At 55.6% G+C, this 21,139-nt stretch carries 15 protein-coding genes and 1 pseudogene; 8 read left to right on the top strand and 8 right to left on the bottom strand.

Going from position 1 to position 21,139, the window contains the following annotated elements:
- Positions 1 to 51: 51 nt before the first annotated feature.
- Positions 52 to 1,344 carry a PD-(D/E)XK nuclease family protein gene (locus tag PMI40_RS23110; protein WP_157221411.1) on the top strand — a complete coding sequence of 431 codons (1,293 nt, stop codon included), beginning with the start codon at positions 52 to 54 and terminating at the stop codon, positions 1,342 to 1,344.
- A 197-nt stretch (positions 1,345 to 1,541) separates the two neighbouring features.
- On the opposite strand, the gene PMI40_RS23105 is transcribed toward PMI40_RS23110, so the two are convergent.
- The gene (locus tag PMI40_RS23105) at positions 1,542 to 3,257 is read right to left on the bottom strand and encodes an ATP-binding protein (protein ID WP_008111133.1); all 1,716 of its coding nucleotides are present in this window, start codon (positions 3,255 to 3,257) and stop codon (positions 1,542 to 1,544) included.
- 171 nt (positions 3,258 to 3,428) lie between these two features.
- Entirely contained in the window at positions 3,429 to 8,789 is a 5,361-nt protein-coding gene (locus PMI40_RS23595) for an ATP-binding protein (RefSeq protein ID WP_008111132.1), read from the bottom strand.
- A gap of 911 nt (positions 8,790 to 9,700) precedes the next feature.
- Here PMI40_RS23595 and PMI40_RS23100 point away from each other — a divergent pair.
- The gene (locus PMI40_RS23100; protein WP_369770627.1) at positions 9,701 to 9,958 is read left to right on the top strand and encodes a helix-turn-helix domain-containing protein; all 258 of its coding nucleotides are present in this window, start codon (positions 9,701 to 9,703) and stop codon (positions 9,956 to 9,958) included.
- 125 nt (positions 9,959 to 10,083) lie between these two features.
- Here PMI40_RS23100 and PMI40_RS00785 read toward each other — a convergent pair whose 3' ends face one another.
- Together PMI40_RS00785 and PMI40_RS00780 are read right to left on the bottom strand one after the other, a co-directional pair.
- On the bottom strand, positions 10,084 to 10,563 hold the full coding sequence (locus PMI40_RS00785; RefSeq protein WP_008111131.1) for a 3'-5' exoribonuclease: 480 nt from the start codon (positions 10,561 to 10,563) through the stop codon (positions 10,084 to 10,086).
- 181 nt (positions 10,564 to 10,744) lie between these two features.
- Positions 10,745 to 10,981 (bottom strand): magnesium chelatase domain-containing protein, encoded by a 237-nt coding sequence (locus PMI40_RS00780; protein ID WP_008111130.1) that lies wholly within the window; start codon positions 10,979 to 10,981, stop codon positions 10,745 to 10,747.
- A 517-nt stretch (positions 10,982 to 11,498) separates the two neighbouring features.
- Here PMI40_RS00780 and PMI40_RS00775 point away from each other — a divergent pair.
- The gene (locus tag PMI40_RS00775) at positions 11,499 to 14,078 is read left to right on the top strand and encodes a chemotaxis protein CheW (RefSeq protein WP_081496374.1); all 2,580 of its coding nucleotides are present in this window, start codon (positions 11,499 to 11,501) and stop codon (positions 14,076 to 14,078) included.
- Here PMI40_RS00775 and PMI40_RS00770 read toward each other — a convergent pair whose 3' ends face one another.
- From PMI40_RS00770 to PMI40_RS00760, 3 genes are read right to left on the bottom strand one after another with little or no spacing between them, the layout of a single operon-like run.
- Positions 14,079 to 15,095, bottom strand: a complete 1,017-nt coding sequence (locus tag PMI40_RS00770) for an ABC transporter substrate-binding protein (protein ID WP_008111125.1) — start codon at positions 15,093 to 15,095, stop codon at positions 14,079 to 14,081.
- Positions 15,096 to 15,144: 49 nt separating this feature from the next.
- Entirely contained in the window at positions 15,145 to 16,014 is an 870-nt protein-coding gene (locus tag PMI40_RS00765; protein ID WP_008111123.1) for an ABC transporter permease, read from the bottom strand.
- An 18-nt stretch (positions 16,015 to 16,032) separates the two neighbouring features.
- A complete protein-coding gene (locus PMI40_RS00760; protein ID WP_008111121.1) occupies positions 16,033 to 16,824 on the bottom strand; it encodes an ABC transporter ATP-binding protein in 792 nt (263 codons plus the stop codon).
- 184 nt (positions 16,825 to 17,008) lie between these two features.
- On the opposite strand from PMI40_RS00760, the gene PMI40_RS00755 reads away from it, so the two are divergent.
- Together PMI40_RS00755 and PMI40_RS00750 are read left to right on the top strand one after the other, a co-directional pair.
- A complete protein-coding gene (locus PMI40_RS00755) occupies positions 17,009 to 17,698 on the top strand; it encodes a response regulator transcription factor (protein ID WP_008111120.1) in 690 nt (229 codons plus the stop codon).
- Positions 17,698 to 19,095 carry a sensor histidine kinase gene (locus tag PMI40_RS00750; RefSeq protein ID WP_008111119.1) on the top strand — a complete coding sequence of 466 codons (1,398 nt, stop codon included), beginning with the start codon at positions 17,698 to 17,700 and terminating at the stop codon, positions 19,093 to 19,095. Before PMI40_RS00755 ends, PMI40_RS00750 begins: the two co-directional genes overlap by 1 nt.
- 22 nt (positions 19,096 to 19,117) lie before the next feature.
- Here the strand turns inward: PMI40_RS00750 and PMI40_RS00745 are convergent, their stop codons facing one another.
- On the bottom strand, positions 19,118 to 19,363 hold the full coding sequence (locus PMI40_RS00745; protein WP_008111118.1) for an accessory factor UbiK family protein: 246 nt from the start codon (positions 19,361 to 19,363) through the stop codon (positions 19,118 to 19,120).
- Between the two features lie 427 nt (positions 19,364 to 19,790).
- On the opposite strand from PMI40_RS00745, the gene PMI40_RS00740 reads away from it, so the two are divergent.
- The 3 genes and pseudogenes from PMI40_RS00740 to PMI40_RS00730 all read left to right on the top strand — a co-directional run.
- On the top strand, positions 19,791 to 20,588 hold the full coding sequence (locus PMI40_RS00740) for a TorF family putative porin (RefSeq protein WP_008111117.1): 798 nt from the start codon (positions 19,791 to 19,793) through the stop codon (positions 20,586 to 20,588).
- 12 nt (positions 20,589 to 20,600) lie between these two features.
- A complete protein-coding gene (locus PMI40_RS00735) occupies positions 20,601 to 20,939 on the top strand; it encodes a P-II family nitrogen regulator (RefSeq protein WP_008111116.1) in 339 nt (112 codons plus the stop codon).
- Positions 20,940 to 20,954: 15 nt separating this feature from the next.
- A pseudogene (locus tag PMI40_RS00730) lies at positions 20,955 to 21,139 on the top strand (ammonia channel protein); the annotation flags it as partial.

Below are 21,139 nucleotides of genomic sequence, written 5' to 3'. Positions count from 1 at the left end.
CTTGAACATGGGGAGCATGTGTCCACTGAAGTCCGACGCGATAACTAAAATATGAAAACAAAAGACTTGCAGGAATCTATTAATGAACTGATGGCCGATCCGCAGCTCGTCGAACTTTGTGAGTTACAGCGAACGGGTGATGAGGTTTTGGACGTCATATCGCTGACCGAAAATCAGCACTCGGACATTCTTGCTTGGATGTTCGACACGAGAGAGGGACATGGCCAGGGTGACGAAATTCTTCGAGACTTACTTATCCACGCATCGATCCAAGCTGCAAGCGAATCCAGCCAATTGGATGGGCGCTATTCCACTGCAAAATTCTTTGCTTACTGGACACCGTCGCGTATTAGAACTGCTTCATTTGGCGGAGCATTTACAGCACGTGAGCTAGGTATTGCCGCTAGCGAGCGGGTCGATTTATTTGTTATTGATGCCCAAAACAAATTTGTCTTACTCATCGAAAACAAGGCTGGCGCCGTTCACAGCGAAAAGCAACTCAATCTCTATCGAGATAATTTTTCAAAGGTCGTCTCTGGGAACCCGATACTGCGAGATTACGCCCAGGTTTATCTAGCCTTGGATAGGAAGTACGAAAACGATGAAGCAACTTCCCGTCCATGTTCCAGCACGTGGTTGCACCTTGGCTATGAGTGGCTTCAAACATCAGCTAAGCGAGCGCTGATGCATGTTCAAAGAGGGAATTCAGCAGCCAGGTTAGTCGTAAGCTATTGCAATCGACAGACAGAGTGGGAGAGCCCAGCTAATGTCGCCTCTTTGAAAATTGCGGCAAGCCTGCACCGTACGTATCCGGAGGCAATGCGTTTCTTATCGGATTTGACGCCTAAGAGAACAGAGCGAGTGTGGTTAGAAAATCGGAAGGAGAACCTCAATCTGCTGTTTCTCCTGCAGAACAAGAGCGCAATAGCTCTGCTAAGGGAGACAAAAGGAATGGCATCTGTAAAGGCTGCAATTTTAGAGGCTATCCCGGCTCTTCCAAATGAGAGCGTTTTTCTTAAGCGGAAGCGGCTCGATGTATGTCCGTCGGGATGGGAGCGTTTTGAAACTGATGGCTGGTGGCCGGTATTTATGAATGTGCGTTACTCGGACTCAGAGCGCACTAAGTTCACTTTGAGCTTATGCTGGAATGGAAAGCATGCAAGCACTCTTGAGGAAGCTGAAGTTCTTCGAAAGCAGTTGGCGATCCTTGAGCCGAGATTTTCCACACACATTGACAGTTCTCGGCGCCGAGTTTATCTCCAGCACGGAATGACTCTATCGCAGCTGCTGAAATTAGTCAGCGAAATGAATAGCAAGCTCAAAAATGTGCCGTCGCATATGTGAGCAGGTGCAGTACCCTAAAATATTAACGCTTCAATGAATGACTAATGCGAGGAAAAATGGTTGCACTTGTCCCTTGTCCATATGGCGAGCAATTCCAGCGTATCCACTTCAGATCTGCTGCGCAGCGCTCTAGTGGTGGTGGCTCATCGTCTTGCTGAACACCTAAAATGGAAATGTGAGAGGGTGCAAGCAAGACCCTACTGCTCGGGCTCTGCGGCAATACGACCAATGCGCTGTGAAATCTCTACTAGTTGAGGAACGCTTAATGCTGGTGTCGATTGCAGCATATCGATATTCCGTCCGAGGTGTGCCTGCAGCTTAGAAGCGACAATACCTCGGACTCTTTTTCCATAACGATTTCTCTGTGGGTCCCGATTATACGAGGCATTAGCATCCGCGGAAATTCGTCCCACATTCACCTCTGGACCGCCCCTGTTCCGATTCCGTTGGGCCTCATTGTTCCAGTGGTTAATACAGCGTTCTACCGAAGTAGGTCGGGTCTCTTCTGTAGCTTCGTTTATAAATCGCTCTACAACGGCCGCCTCAATTTCTGGCGCCAATGAAACGATATGGTTGACATTCAAAAAATGGCTTTCGATATCAGTGCCAGTAGTGAGGAAAACGTCCAGTCCAGCATGGGTAAGATCTCGCACATATTCCTGGGCCTTTTCATCTGTCATGTAGTCCCTATCACGGTGAAGCACTACCAAGGTGCCGGGTGCATGATCGCGAATAAAACTCGCAAGCACTTTAGCTGATTGAATGTTGCTACAACCTGAATATGACCATAGCTGGCACACGTCATCACCCAGCCCTGACGCCTGCAAAATCGCACGCAGCCCATCTGTTCTCGCGTCCTCAGTCAGAACGATGACCGGCGTACCTCCATTGCGAAGTCGATCTCCTGCGTCAAGCGCACCTAACCCCAACAACACAGAAACTCTGTCGGTGTTATCTGGATGTATTGAGCCATCTGAGAACCAGTGTACTGTTGCACCGAGACTCGCGAATTCATCAAGAAAGTGTCGAGAGTGTGTAGAAATGAGAATTTGAAGATCAGTCGTTCTGGCAATAGAATCCAATAGCCGTGCCATCCGTCTCTGATTATCAGGATGCAGATGCGAGTCGGGTTCATCGAGAATTAGCAGCGATGGCTTATAGACCCCGATGTAGGCTAGCGTTTGGATCGCTTGTAGAACCCCTGTCCCGCAAGAGTCGATAGGTAGCATACTCTCGGCCTTCACAGCCTTAGCAGAAATGAACTCATCGACCGACGGATCAAACAGAACGTCAATGTTCAAGCCGCCAAAAATCGATTCCAGTCGATTATTGAACATTTGCCATGCTTCGACATCTTGTTTAAGCAGCCAAAGAACATTTCTGAAAACACTATTGGCGTCGCCCTTAGCGGCCGCGCGCTGAACTATTCCGGGTGATCGAAATTCCTCAAATGCCGGAATTCCTGCCAAGCCTGGAGCTACGACGCTAAACGGATGCTCCATTGATTCTAGGCGCTTGCCTAGTTCGCTCCCGAAAATACTAACGGCTATATTCTTGTTTCGACCCCGCCTGACTTGAATAGATGCGGAACCAAGATTCTCGGTGGTGAGAGTCACTGCAATCGCTTGATTTGCGTCTTGTCGCAGATTGCCTCCCGCTGCGAGAGCATGAACATCCCTCAATGGCGTATAGACCAATTGCTGTGCTGCCAAACTTCCCGGCAACTCTTCCCCATTCCAAAGAGCGACGTTATCCAAACGCAAACTCTGGGCAACAGAAACGCCAAATTGGATCGCATGAAGAAAACTACTTTTTCCGGCATTGTTTGGGCCAACCAGCAATGTCACCCGCCCCAAAGGCACCGTTGCATCCGAAATGGATTTGAACCGCTGGACTCGAACACTTTGTAGCATTTTTCCCCGCTTTCTCTAATAGCCGCTGATCTGATGTCAATCGATTACACGATTGCTGCGCCGTTCACTAAATTTCATACTGCCTCCCCAACTAGGCACGCAGATAAGCGGGTGAATTATCAGCGGAGGCTCACTTGTTCTTTTTTTCATTGTATTAGTGCGAGATGATTCTTAATTAAGAGACGCCGCCTTAACACCTTTAAAGGCTTCTGATTGTTCCAACGCAACGCTTCTTCGATCACCAAGGTCCACTAATGCATCAAGAATCCACAATAGGCCCTGCGCCTGATCAGCTCGCAACGGGAAGTTTGCGTCTGCTAGCCTCTGCACTGCAGCAGCAATTTTAGACGCAAGACTAGTTCCCGCCCAGTTTCCGCGCGCATTGTCTATATCTCGCAGTGGAGCAGAAATCTGTTCGATAAAGCTATCTAGTGGGTAGCTTTCGCCAGCTCGCTGGCACAGAAGCAAGAATTTAGTCATGACGAAAGTGGACCATCCGGTCGCAGTCATTAGCCGTGTTACTACTGGCATAATCAAACTGATGTCCGACCAATTCCCGTTTGCGAATCTTGCTGCGCCACTAGCGTTCTTAGCATTCACGGCCAGAAGTGCGTCAATGATTCTAGGCAGGTCTTGCCCTGATACCTCACCCCCTCGATATCCGCCAGGCTGAAATGTTTGATTGGCAATAACATAGTCAGCGCATACATTTAGCAACTCGAAAGTTCCGGAGGGAACGGTGCCGGCATCCATTACCTGAAGCGTCACGAGCCTGTTAGTGAACGCGGCCATAACATCAAGTTCGTTGTCATCTTGGCTTTGCAAGAACGGGGCAAGCACCTCCGTCTTCATCAATTCGACCCCAAAGAATGGTGCAGTATGCGCTAACATCTCACCAAATGCATCATTCCAACCAACCAAATCGGCCCTATGCCTGCGCTTTTTCTTTGCATCAGCCAAAGGCTGTATACGTTGTGCCGTCCAGCTAACAAGCCCTTTGACCATCTCAAATACTAGAGATTTGGTTTCATTCGAGGCGCACCAGGTCGCGACGGGAAATTTCCTTAGCCACCTCGCCGCTCGCTTTGCGTCAAACGAAGGATCGGGATCAATCCAGCCGTCATTGTCTATCTCATCTTCATTTTCTGACTCCGATGTTGAACGAATCCATGCCGGCGGAAGTGACGTGAAAGATTCGAACACACTTGAATCGAGCCTTGTAAGAGCTCGATCTAACGCTAATTTCTTTCGCACCTCATCGACCGAAGTGTCCAACACTCCTCTATTCTTAACAGTGGGCCGGTAGTGCCAAGATGTCTCCAGTGCGAGCTGGGCTGCAACCCATGAGACGTGAGTAATAGGATCAACAAATAACGCAGCAAAAGCTAATTCTTCTACACCTTCATTCCAATGCGACGTTAGCCGAACTAGTCTTTGCGCGGTTTCGAGACTAGAGGGATTCACACGGCGCAGGTGGAGCAATGCAAAAATCAAATGTAATGCTGGATGCCAGGTTATCTTTTCTCCACCATAAGTGCCGGCTGGCTCTTTCATGTCGTCGATTCGTTCAAGTACCGTCATCGCCCATTTGTAGTCGTTGGACTCTACGTCGCCAAAACAGATGACACACGCAGCAACCGCAGCCACTACGCTTTGCGGCATGTGATCCTGAACATCTAGACGTTCAATGAAGAGCGACTGTTCGTCTAGTGGTCGAGCAAGCGCAACTGCATCTGCCAAAGACTTTTCTTCAGATGGCTTCGCGGCACGCAAAGACTTCATTGCCCACGCCAAGACAGAGTTTTGCTGCAGGTACACTCCTGCAGCCTCGCTACGATCTATCGCCTCCGCCGAAAGCGGAGGCTGATAGGCAACAACAATTTTTTCCTCAGTGGTCCGGTAAAGTTGGTAATTCTCAACAGTAGCCAGTGCACTGTACTCCGTTGCTTGTTCGGCCAGCTCTGATTTCACAGCTGAATTAGTACGTTCTTCCTCTATCTGATAGGGAAGATCGATCACGAAGTTGGCCAGTGCTTGTCTGAAAGGTGCGGTGAAGTCCCGCCCATTCACCATAAAGTGCTTGGCGAGTTCCCTGACGTCGCGGAATCGGCTCAGGCGTTTGTCTAAGTACTCTTCAGCGGCCTTCTTATCGCCCGTCAGCTGATGAAAATTTCCCATTCCAAGTAAGTCGACATGACGAGTCGGCTCATTGCGTACACGAGCAATATCAAAAGGCCAGAGTCGTTGGCATGACACCAAGGACAAGGTGACTTCGGAAATATGAAGAGTTTCTAGAGCTAAACGAAGGGCAAGCCCTGCCGAGGCTATCGACTCGTTTCCTTGCACGACTGACTTAATTACGTCATCCACCGGCCGACCGTTTTCGATCTGATGAAATGCCCAGTAGCTCAATGCTAGATAAGCGCACTCGAGTGGCTGAGGTCCGAGTTGGCCTAGTTGCCAATTGTAGGCGGGCCAATCTCCCCAGAATTTCTGCTCACCCCAAGGGAATTCTATGGTTACTGGAATCGGTGTGCCATACTCGTAACGGGTGATCTGTGCGATCTGTCTCCAACCTGTCGTGCCGTGATTTGAGAGATCTCGAACCAATTCAAGGGCGACTTCCGGGGTCTTGGAAAAAAGGTGCGCAAAGGGCTCGTGCTTGGCCGAAGTCGGAAAGTAGTAATTATGATAGCGATCAATACCAATATCATCACGCCCCATGCCAACATAGCTGCGTGGAATATGAAAATGGGAATGTTCTAGCGCGCGCCTTTCGCTTTCAGTCCGTTCTTTTTCCGGTTTATCACGAATCTGTTTAATTCTGTCAGTTCTCTCACGCTGCTGACGTGCTTCACGGTCCAAATAATCTTGCGGCAACTCTTCCTGCAGTTCCGCCTTTGTGACCGCCGCCACCAAATTTGGCGATATTTCTGCAATGATCCAGGTGAGTGCCATAAGATCAGAGTACGCATCTTCGCGCATTCGCTTGTTCGATATAGCTCTTTCGTAAAGTGCATTGGCGTATTCGGGATGCACTCTCGCGGCTTTCACGATAATGATCCTTAACGCAGTAGCCAGCTGCTTTTGCGCGTCACTACCAAGTACTTCCCAACGACCACGGTCAGATATCCATGTGGCCGAATATGCTATTTTTTCAATTTCAACGAGCCATTCGTCGCATACAGAAACAATGGTTTTCGAACATTGGTTGGGAATGTCTGAGAGCGCGTTTTGCCACACCGAGAATACTTCGACCACTGTCGGCACTAGTCGAATAGGCAACTTTGAAGCTATTGGCAGGAGCCAATCCAGAAAGCGTCGCCAGCCAGAAAAATCCGATGGCCAACTCAACATCTCAGCAAGACCCAGTCTGTCAATTCCTGTTTTTCCTTGCGATGTCTGTAAGAGAACCGTCGGATTTGGAATTGTGTGTTGTGCTTGAAACCAGACCAGAACCTTCTCCAGCAGAAGGTAGTCATTGGACGTCACAAGATCAGTGAATTCCTTCTGATCGTTACTGAATGCACTGGTGAACGGTACCGCCGTCAGCCACTCCCGTCGCCACTGAGGACGCAGCGGCGATCTATCGAGTGCCATATAACCGGCCGTCCACTTGCCCTGCTTATCGATTGAATGTTGAGCCAAAAGACCGACTACGCGCCCGAGTAAAGGAGGCTCTCCGGCCTGCGTCAGTCCGTCAATCCATGACTCACCGAGATCGATCAGGAGACGAAAGAATGCCCACTCAAAGAAAATGTCGTGTGTGAATGAAAAGGACGAATCACCGTCGTTACCCCGCACTACCAGGTCACTCTTCAATGCTGCGATGTGCCCAAATGTCGGAGCTGCAAGTGAGCGAGCTGCGATATCTTTCCCGAGATTTGCCACCCCCTTTTCTGCAATATCCAGGAGGGCACGTTGCCTCTGAGGTGCGACTTCCGCTGGCGCATCGTGTCCTGCTTTGGTCCACCAGGCATTGATTAGATCAACTTCCGTCTGCGGCTCAAGATTACTATCGCTAAGGCTGCGGGCAAGGACCGCCGCGAAGAATGGTCGCCTGGCAATCGCCTGCACAGACTTCGGTCCCATTAAAACATGCCTTAATCCAGGCTTTTCTTTCGCCAATGTTTCAGCCTCGCGGTCATCGAACGGCGCGACTTGAACATCGCCGATCTGAGTACCGCTGTAGAACGCCACAGGGAACCATGCACGATAAGTCTCAAGACCTTGGTCTCGCGATGTCGCTAGAACTTTCCAATGGCCAAGATCAGGGTTTCGTTCGACGGTAGCTAACACATCGAGAATGATCCGCTTTTGATCGGGATTGATGCGATCAATCCCGTCGATATATAGCGTGGCTGTACCGGTTGCCCCTATCTCTGCGAGCAAATCATCTACTTTCCGGCTATCTAGTCGCAATGCAGCGGAAAATTCAACCCAGCTTTTGCCAGTCAGGCGATCTGACTTAAAAAACAAAATAGGACCGTGCTCACTTGCTCTTTTGGCAATTCGCTTGAGTACAACAGATTTTCCGCATCCCGGAAGACCGCTGATATTGACTACGCGGCTACGTTCCAGACGATCTAAAACCTTCTGCTGCAGATCGGATCGATCAACTTCAAAACCATCAATACTTTCGCCGATTTCGTTGAGTCCAGCGATAGAGAACTGCGACAGGATGTCGACATCATTACGAAAATTTGGGGCAACTTTTAGCCGTACGACCCCGCGTAGTTGAGCAAGCAACGTCGCCCGAGTCCACTTTCGTCCGGTGCCAGCGCCATCACGGACGATACGGCAAAGCCGGTCCCAAAGGAGAATTGCTTGACCATCCTCGTCACTTTCCACGAGTTCTTGAAGTCGGTTTGTGATTTCTGCCCAAAGAACACCTGTCTCCTCGAGGCCATTTAACCGGGTTGCAACGAACTGGCGGTAAAAATTCCACTCATCGTCCAAGTCCTGAGCTTCTATCAGAGGGGCCAACGTATCTCGGAGAGTTTTTTCCGCGGATCCAACTGCGCCGCCAGCAGTAAAGCGCTGATCGAAATCAGATGCAGTTGGACTGCTCTTTGCCCAGCTAATAAGGCGATTGAGCGATCTATGAGGGTCTTCCGCTATATGCTCAACTACATAGCCATGAACGTCTCGATCAGGCTGAAAACCGACGATCTGCTGAGTCTGTCGGGCTTTTTTGATAATGTCGCGAAAATCCTTGTTAGTGGCAGCGCCAGTAATTCTTAACGAAGACTTCACCTGGAGAGCGAGAATTCGTGAGCCATCCGTGTCCACAAATTCGACAATGAGATCATCCATCGGCTGGCCACGCCCCTCCCACTGGACAGCCACGCTAGATACCGTGCCCTGCTGGCCCATCGCCGTTTCAGCACGAAGAAGCGCTGCTAAATAGTACGCAACCACCTTATCTTCGTAGGTAAATCCTTTTCCTCCGGTTAATTCGGTGGGTGCCGACTTGGTCGCCCGAGGTGCTTTTTCTGATAGCGTCGATTTGTTGTTATTCGATTTTTCCAAAATCGCCTCTGTTGTATCGATTGAGTTGCGAATAAACTAACCACTCCTCTAAGTTCGGCTAGGTAGCGAATTTCTTGTCAGAGAAGCCTATTCTCCACTATAGCGAGAAAACTTTGATTGTTGGTTCATCTGGAAATCTGGTTTATAAAGCCTCTCTTTGACATATAGCTGGACTCCGTCTTAAGAATGCATGGAAACATGGCACGCGTCCATTCGAGATACCTCAGAATCGCTACCCCTAAGAGATCTCTGTCCATTTAAAGCGTACTTGGCAGTACGAGAGCTGGAACGTAAGTCTGCGCCTGGCGCCACGGCTGGGAAAAGGTGCGTTTCTCACCAACGGTCTCGATACTGGTGTTCGTCGTGATGCCCGCCGGCAGCACCTCGGCCCTATCCTTTTCACCAGCGCGAATGGTCGCCTTGTTAGACACGCAGGCGAAGGTGGGCGCAATAAGGGGGGCGAATCTGTGTGAAATTAATAGCGGTGAGTTAGGTCGCAGACGGAGCGCGCACATTCCTGTCGCCAACTTTCGCTGAAGGTGACGCTCAGGGCGACGAAGGGGGCTTACTCTCGATGAGATGCTGGAGATCGACACATTGGCTACTTGTCAATGTCGTTGCCCAAGCTGCGAACTTTTCTATAGGATCGAAATTTCTTCTTTTTGCCCACGCTTTGGGAAGGCGTAGGTTCGGCTGGCGCCAATCAACATAAAGTTTCCCGTCCTTCCCCATCACGATCAATCTCACTTCTCTCGTTTGGCCATTGTCGCCTGTATAAGTTGAGTAGGGCCGGATGTGACATATTTCCATGGGGAGTTGCTTTGATTAAGTAAGTAATTTGACGCCTTGAAAATAAATGTGCAATGGTTTCTTTTGCATGATCTGCTAATCATAGTATGTAGAACTATAGTATGCAATGGGCAGAAACTTGTGCGATGCCTGTCCCGCCCAAGAGTAGCCAGTTGGTACATACGTTCGCGCTTAATGTGCGTGAGCGTCGTCGAGCTTTGGGGGTGTCACAAGAGGCGCTTGCCGAAGCAGCAGGTGTGCACCGAACTTATATTGGAATGATTGAGCGAGGTGAGAAAAACGTGACTATTTATAATATCGAGCGGATCGCAATTGCATTGGATGTGACCGCATCCTCTCTCCTAGTGCACCGGCCATAAGCCATGCTTCGCGGCTTCGTCATCTGCTTTGTGCTCCACCTTTGCCATTCTGTACGCTGCTGTAATGTGAGAATGAATATTCGTGAATCTGAGCACGAAGAGCGGCTCTAGTCGCCATCTTTGGTTTAGAAGGACACGGAGGCGCGTTCTCGAAAAGCGAAGCGGGTCGCACGTGCATCGTAAAGTGCGTGATGTTCAGGCAATTTACTGTCTTTGAGAAATTTGTAACGCAGTAATTTGTTGATGTTGCGGCTGCTGATTAGGCGGGGCTTACACCAGGAGGGAATAGCACTATTCAGCGCAAATTCGAAGAGGTCCCAGTCGGAAGGGTAGTCGAAGCATATTTCAAGATCACTTGATTCCGGTCTTACAGACTTCAACCAAGCTAGGATTTTCGTATTTAGTTCGTCCTTGGTGCAGAGCGCATTTGGCAGTTGTCCCAGCAACGGAACTACCGTTTCACGTACGAAGTCGCTGCAGCTTTCTAGCGGATACGGGATCTCTGCATAAAATTCTTCTCCTGTTACGGCCACCATTCCGATACTTATAAGATGAATATCGATAAAGTCGGTGAATTCGGTATCGATGAAGATCTTGAACGGCATATTTACTGTTCAGATTAATTGTTGAAACAACTCCGATGATAGCCGCTCTTTAGGCAACCTTCTATGTGGCAATGCTTCACTTCATTGACATTTGCCACGATTTCTTAGTTCGTGATGTTATTTCGGCGAATTGCAAACTCAAGTGCAAGCACTTGCGAAAATCGCCTACTTGGCAGTTCCTTTATGTGCGACAGATTACTGCTGTTATCGGTTGACTACACTTGATGCGCCGCGCCGGAAACTCGAAGCGGGCATTCTGCAACGCGGCCCGCACCCGGTCCCGCGCTTCCTTCACCTCGGCTTCGGGCAGGCCGACGATGGTGAAGCTGGGCAGGCCATTGGCCAGGTGGACTTCGACGGTCACCGGGGGCGCATGCATGCCCGCCAGCGCGCGACTGCGGAGGATGGCCAGGCTCATGGCAGCGCTATGAACAGGTGTGGCGGCGGGCTTGCAGGAATCCGGATGGGCGGCGTCATGATATCGGCGGGTTGCTAAGGGGAGCGCCAATATCGCATCTTGAAAAGGAGGATGCGCTTTAATGCCGGAGGTTGTGAAGCCGGCTTGAGAAATTACGACCCTATCCCGTTTGCTGCCTGCATCTTCATGCCGAGCGGCGACAGGCGATGCCCATGCCGATATCAATGTCACAACAACGCTGTCGGTACGTTGCCGTTCATGTTATCCACAGGAGCTCCGCCGATCCGAACGATGTGACGCCATCGTCGTCGCCGTCGATTCGCCAATGCCAATGCGAGCCCGATGCACCTGGGATGCAGCGCGACGTATCTCTTGCCGAAACAGAAAAATGTTATAAAGTTGCTATAAAAGTTAGTAAAATTAGCCATATGGTCCGTTTCTTGCATGCATATCGACACCTAATTTTTAAAGAGATGTCATGACCACGACATTCCGGACAGCGGAATTTCTGCCCTATATGCCGACTGTCGCATTATGCGAGCGCTCGTTGCGCGAATTGAACTTCGCCTGGCGGCTTATCGAGTCCACCGCCAAGATGGTGTGTCCGGCCGAAGCCAAGACCATCCTGCCCACCATGAAGGTCACGCGCGAGGGTTTCAATACGCTGGAACAGCGCCTCATCGCCAACCTGGTCGAGCAGAACGTCGCCAAGACGGTGCGTGAAATCGATTTCAAGGCCAAGGTCATCATCGACATCGTGGTGCGCAATCTCTTCGAGCGCACCGCCGATGTCGGCTTCCTGGCGATGGACGACGCCATCCGCAGCTTCATCCTGGCGCACCGGCATGGCGAGCCGGACGACGACCGACTCGACGATATGGTCGCCCGCCTGCGCGCCTACCGCGAAAAATATACCGTCTACGACGAGATTCTTATCCTCGATACCCAGGGCCGGGTGCTGGCCAATCTCGACCGTCACAACGATGTGTCGCAGTCTTTCGATCCGCTGGTGGCGCAGACGCTCAAGGCCAACGGCTACATCGAGACCTTTGCCCTGTCCGACCTGCGCCAGGGCACCGAGCGCGCGCTGATCTATTCGCACAAGATCGTCGATCCGGCCACCGGTGAGGCCATCGGCGTGCTGTGCCTGTGCTTTCCGATCGCAGTGGAAATGAAGGACGTATTCAGCGGCTTGCAAAAGCCCGGCGACCTGTCCGTGATGCTGATGCTAGACCGGGACGGTCGCGTCATCGCCAGCAGCGATCCGGAGCACATCGCGGCGGGCCGCACCGTGCCGCTGGCACTGGACGGGCAGTACCAGGTGGTCGCCCATGGCGGGCGCCAGTACCTGGCCCGCAGCTGCGCAGCGCACGATTACCAAGGCTATGGCGGGCCCGGCTGGTATGGCCACGTGATGGTCCCCTGCGAGATGGCGTTCCGCCAGCAGGGGCCTGACCTGCTGGCGCAGCACGACAGCGCCACGCAGCTTGGCGTCATGGCGCACGCCAAGTCGTTCTGCCCGCCGCTGCATGACGTCACCCTGATGGCCGATGCGATCAACCATTCGCTGCGCCGGGTGGTGTGGAACGGCAAGATCATGTCGTCCGGCGAAGACCGCGACCTGCTGCGCCTGAAGTCGATCCTGCACGAGATCAGCCAGACCGGCGACGAGACCAATGCGATCTTCCGCGATTCGATCCAGGACCTGTACGGCACGGTGCTGTCGGCCACGCTGCAGGACATGCAGTTCATCTCGCGACTGATGATCGACATCATGGATCGCAGCCTGTACGAGCGCGCCAACGATTGCCGCTGGTGGGCCTTGACGCCCGATATCCGGCGCATCACCGCCAATGGCGCGCGCAGCGAATCGGAACGACAGCATATGGCGTCGATCCTGGACGCGATCAATGCGCTCTACACGGTCTATGCCAGGCTGGTGGTGTTCGACACCCATGGTGTCATCCTGGCCGCGTCCGACCCGCGCGGCGAGGCACTCGACCTGTCCGGCGTGCGCATGGACGAACAACTGCTGCGCAAGACCTTGCAGTTGTCCGAGGCGCAGCAGTATTGCGTCTCGCCGTTCGAACCAAGCCCGCTGTACGACGGGCGCGCCACGTATGTCTATTGCGCGGCGATCTTCGATCCGCAACGACCGGGCCAGGTGGTGGGCGGCATCGGCGTGGTATTCGATGCCCAGACCGAGTTCGGCAACATGCTGTCGGCCTCGCTACCCGAACACGACCAGGCCTTTGCGGCCTACGTCGACCGCGCCGGCAGCGTGATATCGAGTACCCATCCGGACTATCCGGTGGGCAGCGTGCTGCGGCTGGGCCCGCAGGCGATGCAGGCACCCAACGGCAGCGGCTCGGCGACCATTCATGTGCATGATCGCCAATACATGGTGGCGGGCAGCACGGCATCGTTCGGTTACCGTGAATACAAGAACAGTGATGGTTATGCCAATGACGTCATCGCGATGGTGCTGGTGCCGATCGGCGCCCAGGCCGGACCGGGGGCGGTGCCGGGTGGCCAGCCGGTGCCGGTGGTCAGCGCCGCGCATGCTGGCAATGCGCGGGAGTTCGCCACCGTCACGGTCGACGGCAACGTGTTCGCGCTGCCGGCCGGCAACGTGGTGGAGTCGATCGAGACCGGGCGCATGTTGACGGCCTCTACCCTCAAGCCGGTGATCGCCGGTGCGCTCGACTACCAGGACAGCAGCGGCAGCAAGTCGGCCTTCGTGCCGGTGATCGATATGCGTACGCTGCTGCATCCCGACGCACGCCGGCCGCGCAGCGCCAATGAAATCGTGGTGGTGCGTCATGGCCGGCACACGCTGGGCCTGCTGGTCGACGACCTGCATGATGTGCTGGAGTTCGGCGCGGCCCAGATCGACCCGCCGCTGAAGCTGTTCCACAACCGCGCCAACTACATCTGCAACATGATTCGCACCGCCGATCCGGGACAAACCATCCAGGTGGTCGATATCGAAAGCATCATTGCCAATGTCTTCGGCGAGGATGTGCAGGAACTGATGCATGGCTCGCCATACGGCGAGCCCGACATCATCGTACTGGCGCCGGCCACCACCCCGTGATCAGGAGCCGTTGCGGGTCTTCAGCGCCGGAACGAACAGGTCGCTCCAGACCGCCGGCTTGGTCTTGATGGTGCCGGCGCGGCTCATGAAGAGCACGTACTGCATCACTTCGTTGGGGGTGCTGGAGAATTGCGTGTCGGGGTCGGCCAGCATCTTCTCGACCTCTTCCTGGCTCAGCTTCATCTTCGATACCCGCAGGAAGGTCTCGGCTGCGCCCTTGCGGTTCTTGGCGATATAGGCGTTGGCTTCCTCCTGTGCGGCCATGAAGGCCTGCGTCAGCTTGGGGTTCTTTTCGGTGAACGCCTTGAGCGCAAACACCACATCGATGGTGATATTGCCCAGGACCTCGGAAGAATTGATCACGCGCGTGATCCTGGGGTCGCGCGCTTCCTGGTAGGAGAACGGCGGCGACGTGAAGTGCGCGGTGATCTCGGTCTTGCCCGACAGCAGCGAGCCCATCGCTTCCGGGTGCGACAGGCTGACCGTCAGCGGGTCCAGCTTGGCGTAGTTCTCGATACCAAAGGCCTTGGCCGCAGCCATCTGCAGCAACACCGCCGACAACGAGGTCTTGATGCCGGGGATGGCGATCTTGTCCTTGGAGGTGAAGTCCTTGAGCGCCTTCACATTGGGATTGTTGGTATTGAGGTACAGCGGCGAGGTCGACAACGCGCCCAGCCCGACCACCTCCGAACGCGGGATGCCATGCGCCTTGGACCACAGCGTGACGAAGCCGGGCGCACCGGTGCCGGCAATATCGAGGTTGCCGGCCAGCATGGCGTCATTGATGACGTTGCCGCCATCGAGCAGCACCCAGTTGGTCTTCACATCGGGCAGGCCCAGCGCCTTGGCGTGCTTCTCGACCAGCCCCTGGTCGCGGATGACCATCAGCGGCAGGTACAGCAGGCCGTAGCCGTGCGAGATGCGCACCACGGATGCCTCGGCATGTGCGTTGCCGGCGGCGCCCGAGAGGGCCATCGCAAAAGCCATCAGCATGGCGGAAAAATGGCGGCGTTTCATGGTTGTCTCCTGTTATTGGTAGTAGGTTTGTTGTCGTGTGGTGGTGTTGTCAGTGCTGCATGCCCCAACGGCGGATGGTACGTTTCTCGACCTGGGCGAAGACCAGGTTTTCCACCACCAGCCCGATCAGGATCACGAAGAACAGCCCCGAGAACACGTTGGCCGTTTCGAGCTGGTTGCGGTTTTCGAAGATGTACCAGCCCAGCCCGCCAGTGCCGGACGACACGCCGAATACCAGTTCGGCGGCAATCAGGGTGCGCCATGCAAACGCCCAGCCTACCTTCAGTCCGGTGAGGATGCTGGGGAACGCCGCCGGTATCAGGATCGACCTGACCAGCGAAAAGCGGCGCAGGCCATAGTTCTGGCCCACCATGCGCAGGGTGTTGGAAACCGCCCGGAAACCGCCATGGGTATTGAGCGCCACCGCCCACAGTACCGAATGCACCAGCACGAAGATGATGCTGCCGGTGCCCAGTCCGAACCAGATCAGCGCCAGCGGCAGCAGCGCAATCGCAGGCAGGGGATTGAACATCGAGGTCAGGGTTTCGAGCAGGTCGTTGCCGATGCGCGAGCTGATGGCCAGGGTGGTCAGCAGTCCGGCCAGCAGGATCCCGAGGCCATAGCCGACCAGCAGCGTCTGCAGCGATACCGCTGCGCGTTCCAGCAGCACGCCGCTGGCCAGGCCCGACAGGAAGGCCTGCACCGTTTCGCTGAAGCTGGGAAACAGCAGGTGGTTATCCAGCAGCCGGCCATAGACTTCCCAGATGGCGGCCAGCACCAGCAGGATCACGGTCTTGCGCAACCAGCCCAGGCGATACAGCGATTCGAAGGCCGATAGCGGGCGCTGCACTTCGGTGACGGCGTTGCGGTCGGGTTCGACCACGATCTCGGGGCGGACGAAGGGCAAACTGTTGTTCATGATGGTCTCCAGGGCTGTTCAGTGATGCGCAAACAGCATGTCGTTGATGCGGGTCTCGAGCTCGGCCTGTGCGGCCGTGCCCAATTGCTCGGGGGCGATGCTGTTGAGTTCGGCGCGGACCTGGCCCGGATGCGGGGTCAGCAACAGGATGCGTGAGCCGATGCGGATGGCTTCCTCGATCGAATGGGTCACGAACAGCACCGTGAAGCGGGTGTCTTCCCACAGTCGCAGCAATTCGTCCTGCATCTTGCGGCGGGTCAGGGCGTCGAGCGCGGCAAAGGGCTCGTCCATCAGCAGTACATCCGGCTCCATGGCCATGCCGCGCGCAATCGAGACGCGTTGCTTCATGCCGCCCGAGAGCATGTGCGGGTAGCTGTCGATGAATTTGGCCAGGCCGACCTTTTCGATGTAGTACTCGGCGCGTTCGGCGGCGGCCCGGCCTTGCAGGCGGCCGCTGGCGTGCAGCGCAAACTCGACGTTCTGGCGCACGGTCTTCCAGGGCAGCAGCTGGTCGAATTCCTGGAACACCATCATGCGGTCGGGCCCGGGTTCGTGGACTTCGCGCCCCTTGAGGCGGATCGCGCCCGAGCTCGGTTGCAGGTAGCCGCCGATCGCCTTGAGCAGGGTCGACTTGCCGCAGCCGGACGGCCCCAGCAGGATGTAGCGGTCCGACGGGTGGACATTGAAGCTGACCTGCTGGGTTGCCGTGACCAGCGAGTCGCTGGTCTTGTATTGCAGCGTGACGTTGTCGATTTCCAGCAGCGGAACGGCCGGATCGGGCGCGCCTGGGGCATGGGCGGTGTCATTCATGCAAGTCTCCATGGTTTTTTATTGATCATTGCCATCGATGCTATGCGACCAAGCTGTAGCCAATCTGACTGAATCCGGCGCCTGCCTGTTTTTTCTCGCATTTCCCGGCGAGCCGGGAATACAATCTGCGCCAGCCCAAGCAGCGTCGACAGCTGTGGCTTTGCAACATAAATGGAGATCGAACATGCGCATTCTTCTCGTCGAGGACACCGCCGATGTCGCCGAGGCCATCGTCAGCCACCTGGGTCGCATCGGCCACACGGTGGAATGGGAACGCGATGGCGCCACCGCCTCCAGGCGCATCGCCGACGATTTCGACCTGGTGATCCTGGATGTCATGTTGCCCCAGCAGGACGGCTTTTCGTTGCTGGAGCAGCTACGGCGGCGTGGCCGCGGCACGCCGGTGATGATGTTGACGGCCTGCGCCGAGATCGAGGAGCGGGTGCGCGCGCTCGACCTGGGCGCGGATGACTACATGATCAAGCCATTCGATTTTCGCGAGCTCGACGCCCGGGTCCGGGTGCTGCTGCGGCGCAGCGGCGGCGAGGCCACCAACCTGATCCATTGCGCCAATGTCTGCATCGACCGCAAGACGCGCAGCACCACGCTCGATGGTGCCGTGATCGAACTGACCCGGCGCGAGGTCACCTTGCTCGAGATCATTGCGGCCCGACCCGGGCGCATCTTCAACAAGGACGAACTGATGGAGCGGCTCTTCAGCGTCGACGACACGCCCAATGTCAACACGGTCGAGCAATACGTGGCGCGATTGCGCAAGAAACTCGCCGGCGCCGCCTTCGACATCCGCACCCTGCGTGGACTGGGTTACCAGCTGATCCTGCATGCCCCGAGCGTGATCGTGCCAGTGCACTGATGCCAGGCAACGTCGCACAGGTCGTCGCCGGACGCTCCCTCTATACGCGCCTGGTCACGCGGGTCGGTTCGGTGCTTGCCCTCAGTGCGGCGGTGCTGCTGATCGGCATCTGGATCTCGACCCAGTTGGCCGCGCGCGAAGCCTACGACCGCATCCTCTCGGGCAGCGCACTGCAGATCGCCGAGAACACCTGGTACGACAATGGCGCGGTCAATGTCGACGTACCGTTGGCGGCGTTGTCGATGCTGGGCACGGGCGACCATGCGATCTACGTGGTATTCGATCCACAAGGGCGGCTGATTGCCGGCGACGGCGAATTTCGCCCCGTCATCCCGTGGGACGAATTGGCCGATGGACCGTTGCTGCGCGATGGCGACTATCTGGGCACCGCGGTGCGCATGGCGATCATCGGGCGCCGCATGCCGGTAGCGGGGCCGCACCCGTGGGCCGTGATCGTGCTGGCGCAGACCAACAACGCCCGCATGTCGTTCGCTCAGAGCCTGGGTTGGCGCGCACTGGTGGTGATCGTGGTCATGAGCGTGCTGACGCTGGTGGCCTCGATGTTCACGCTGTACCAGGCGCTGGCGCCGTTGAAGCGCATCGAGGAAGCGATCCGCGAACGGGACCTCAACGATCTCTCGCCGCTGACCCTGGCAGTACCCGCGGAGACCCATGCCCTGGTGTCGGCCATCAATGCGTTCATGCAGCGCCTGGCGGTCCACCGCGCCACCATGCGCCGGGTCATCGGCGACGCCGCCCACCAGTTGCGCACCCCGGTCACGGCGCTGATCTCGCAGATGGAGTTGCTCCAATCGCAGCCCAGCGATACGTTGCGCCAGCGTCACCTGGAGCAGTTGCGTGAACGCTCGCGCCAGCTGGGGGCGCTGGTCAACCAGTTGATCAACCATGCGATGGTGCAGCATCGCAGCGACAGCCGCCTGCTGCAGCAGGTCAACCTGGGCGAGCTGGTGCGCAGCCAGATGACCGAGGTGCTGTCCAATCGCGACCGCACTCCTGACCTGGCCCTGGACCTTCCCCCCGAACCCTGCCTGGTCCAGGCCGATCCCGTCAGCCTGGCCGAGGCGATCAAGAACATCCTCAATAATGCGCTGGAATATGGCGCGCCGAATTTGCTGCATGTGGCGTTGGAACGGGGAGATGGACGATATGTCCTGCGTTTCATCGATGACGGGCCGGGCATCGCGGCCAGTCAATGGGATCGGCTGCGCAAGCCGTTTTCGCCGCGCGATGGGGCGCGCATGGGCGCCAGCCTGGGGCTGGCGATAGTGGAGGAGGTGATGCGTGCGCACGGCGGGAGTTTGAGCTTTGCGCAAACACCGGATGCCTGCTTTGCCGTGTGCCTTGAGTTTCCGGCCGGGGCCTCGATGACGGCTTGAGGCCCGGGCCGCAGGCGCGGTGTTATTGCGGTTGCTTCTGCTGGGCTTCCAGTGCCGCCACCCGGGTCTCGAGCGCTTCCAGGCGCGCCCGCGTCTTGGCCAGCACCTGGGCCTGGATGTCGAATTCTTCGCGGGTCACCAGGTCGAGCTTGGAAAAGCCCTGGCTCAGCATGGCCTTGACGTTCTTTTCGATGTCCTTGGCCGGAGAGTTTTCGATGGCTTTGTTGATTTTTGATTGCAGGTCTTCAAAAAATTGCGGCTTTTCCATGCTGTTTCTCCTAGATTTTGCTATGACGGCAAGTTTAGCCGTTTCCTGACGCTCCATAAACCACCAATAACCGGTCATTAGGACAGCACGGGGTCCGAGTCGTGCCCCTGCATATGAAATCTCCCATTTCCTCATTTCGTGATCCGACTTGGTGAACGGGGGCGCAACTGCGGTGTTCGCACCAAAAAGTCGTTGCCAGGTTTGCCAGAAATTGCCTGGAAACAATGCGTGCCGCACTATTAAAGTGCTTTTTACGGGTCGATGCACTATTTTGGTAAAAGGCCTCGTAAAAACTGGTTACAAAACTCACATTCTTCCCAAAACCTCGGTTGCCCATGTGATGGCGACATGGCACGGCTCCTGCTACATGACTTGGGCAAAACACAAAAACGACTTAATTGTTCAATAAACAAACCAGAGGGATGTCATGAAGAAACTGATTCTTGCAGCAGCCATCGCCGCATCGTTCGTCTCTACAATGGCGTACGCCGAAGACGCCAAGCCAGACAATGAATTCAGCTTCAATGCCGCCGTGGTCAGCGATTACCGCTATCGCGGCCTGACCCAGACCCGTTTCGATCCGGCACTGCAGGTTGGCGCGGACTACACGCACAACCCGACCGGACTGTACGCAGGTACCTGGCTGACCAACATCAAGTGGATCAAGGACGCGGGCACCAACACCGGCACCAGCACCAAGGGCGATATCGAATGGGATATCTATGGCGGCAAGCGCGGTGACATCGGTGGCGGCTTCACCTATGACGTGGGCGGCCTGTATTACTACTATCCAGGCAACACCCTGGCCAACAGCGGCGCCAAGAACGCCAATACCTTCGAACTGTACGGCCAGATCGGCTACGGCCCGGTCTACTTCAAGTATTCGCATGCGCTGACCAACCTGTTCGGTACCGTCGACAGCAAGAACAGCCAGTACTACGACCTGGGCGCCAACATCGAGACCTGGTACGGCGTCATGCTGGGCCTGCACGTGGGTCACCAGACCGTCAAGGGCAGCACCGCGGGCGTGGGCAACAGCCAATACAGCTACACCGACTGGAAGGTCGGCGTCTCCAAGTCCTTCGATGAGCTCGCGGGCCTGACCCTGGGCGTGGCCTATCTGGGTACCGACCTGAAGAACGGTGCAAACGTGACTCCGGCATCGGACGGCGCGAAAAACGTCGGCAAGAAGGGCTTTGTCGTTTCCCTCAGCAAAACTTTCTAACAAGAGGTTCGTATGAAACTGATCACAGCGATCATCAAACCGTTCAAATTGGACGAGGTGCGTGAAGCCCTCTCGGCGATCGGTGTGCAGGGTATCACCGTGACCGAGGTCAAGGGCTTCGGTCGCCAGAAAGGCCATACCGAGCTGTACCGCGGCGCCGAGTATGTGGTCGATTTCCTGCCCAAGACCAAGATCGAGGCGGCCGTCGACGACACCATCGTCGAACGCGCGCTGGAAGCCATCGAAACGGCAGCCCGCACCGGCAAGATCGGTGACGGCAAGATCTTCGTCCAGGATCTGCTGGACGTGATTCGGATCCGCACCGGCGAAACCGGCAAAGACGCTCTGTAAAAAAGGGGAATTCTAATGAGCATGAAGAAACTGTTTTCCAGCGCGCTGACCATCGGCGCACTGTTGTTGGCGGTAGGTTTTACCGCGCCTGCACAGGCGCAGGACGCGCCCAAGGCAGAAACCGCTGCAGCCGCACCGGCCGCGGCGCCTGCCGTCGAAGCACCCAAGGCCACCGCTGCCGCTCCTGCGGCTGGCGCGCC

This window comes from Herbaspirillum sp. YR522 (assembly GCF_000282575.1).
In the GTDB taxonomy this organism is placed as follows: domain Bacteria; phylum Pseudomonadota; class Gammaproteobacteria; order Burkholderiales; family Burkholderiaceae_D; genus Herbaspirillum.
Note: the sequence above shows the minus strand (reverse complement) of the source record. Positions and strands in the feature narration are given on the sequence as shown.

Excerpts from the sequence above, each read along its gene's own strand:
- PMI40_RS23110 (WP_157221411.1), top strand. The coding sequence starts at position 52 with ATGAAAACAAAAGACTTGCAGGAATCTATTAATGAACTGATGGCCGAT.
- PMI40_RS23105 (WP_008111133.1), bottom strand. The coding sequence starts at position 3,257 with ATGCTACAAAGTGTTCGAGTCCAGCGGTTCAAATCCATTTCGGATGCA.
- PMI40_RS23100 (WP_369770627.1), top strand. The coding sequence starts at position 9,701 with ATGCAATGGGCAGAAACTTGTGCGATGCCTGTCCCGCCCAAGAGTAGC.
- PMI40_RS00785 (WP_008111131.1), bottom strand. The coding sequence starts at position 10,563 with ATGCCGTTCAAGATCTTCATCGATACCGAATTCACCGACTTTATCGAT.
- PMI40_RS00780 (WP_008111130.1), bottom strand. The coding sequence starts at position 10,981 with ATGAGCCTGGCCATCCTCCGCAGTCGCGCGCTGGCGGGCATGCATGCG.
- PMI40_RS00775 (WP_081496374.1), top strand. The coding sequence starts at position 11,499 with ATGCCGACTGTCGCATTATGCGAGCGCTCGTTGCGCGAATTGAACTTC.
- PMI40_RS00770 (WP_008111125.1), bottom strand. The coding sequence starts at position 15,095 with ATGAAACGCCGCCATTTTTCCGCCATGCTGATGGCTTTTGCGATGGCC.
- PMI40_RS00765 (WP_008111123.1), bottom strand. The coding sequence starts at position 16,014 with ATGAACAACAGTTTGCCCTTCGTCCGCCCCGAGATCGTGGTCGAACCC.
- PMI40_RS00760 (WP_008111121.1), bottom strand. The coding sequence starts at position 16,824 with ATGAATGACACCGCCCATGCCCCAGGCGCGCCCGATCCGGCCGTTCCG.
- PMI40_RS00755 (WP_008111120.1), top strand. The coding sequence starts at position 17,009 with ATGCGCATTCTTCTCGTCGAGGACACCGCCGATGTCGCCGAGGCCATC.
- PMI40_RS00750 (WP_008111119.1), top strand. The coding sequence starts at position 17,698 with ATGCCAGGCAACGTCGCACAGGTCGTCGCCGGACGCTCCCTCTATACG.
- PMI40_RS00745 (WP_008111118.1), bottom strand. The coding sequence starts at position 19,363 with ATGGAAAAGCCGCAATTTTTTGAAGACCTGCAATCAAAAATCAACAAA.
- PMI40_RS00740 (WP_008111117.1), top strand. The coding sequence starts at position 19,791 with ATGAAGAAACTGATTCTTGCAGCAGCCATCGCCGCATCGTTCGTCTCT.
- PMI40_RS00735 (WP_008111116.1), top strand. The coding sequence starts at position 20,601 with ATGAAACTGATCACAGCGATCATCAAACCGTTCAAATTGGACGAGGTG.